Raw genomic sequence first — 529 nt, forward strand, 5'->3', positions numbered from 1 at the left:
TGCAAGTCAATCAGCTTCAGCATCTGTAAGTGCAAGCGAATCAACTAGCGCATCAGTATCTGCAAGTCAATCAACTTCAGCATCTGTATCAGCTAGCCAATCAGCAAGCGCATCAGTATCTGCAAGTCAATCAACTTCAGCATCTGTATCAGCTAGCCAATCAGCAAGCGCATCAGTATCTGCAAGTCAATCAGCTTCAGCGTCTGTAAGTGCAAGCGAATCAACTAGCGCATCAGTATCTGCAAGTCAATCAGCTTCAGCATCTGTATCTGCAAGTCAATCAGCTTCAGCGTCTGTAAGTGCAAGCGAATCAACTAGCGCATCAGTATCTGCAAGTCAATCAGCTTCAGCATCTGTAAGTGCAAGCGAATCAACTAGCGCATCAGTAAGCTCAAGCCAATCAACTTCAGCATCAGTATCTGCAAGCGAATCAACTTCAGCATCTGTATCAGCTAGCCAATCAGCAAGCGCATCAGTATCTGCAAGTCAATCAACTTCAGCATCTGTAAGCTCAAGCCAATCAGCAAGC

The 529-nt window shown here is 45.4% G+C and carries 1 protein-coding gene; it reads left to right on the plus strand.

Annotation, left to right across the window (positions count from 1 at the left end; all coding sequences use genetic code 11):
• Nucleotides 1-529: hypothetical protein (locus D8852_RS09965; protein ID WP_185755620.1), on the plus strand; the 529-nt coding region annotated here is incomplete at both ends.

Origin of the sequence: Streptococcus mitis, assembly GCF_003942695.1 — a bacterium.
Classification (GTDB): domain Bacteria; phylum Bacillota; class Bacilli; order Lactobacillales; family Streptococcaceae; genus Streptococcus; species Streptococcus mitis_BD.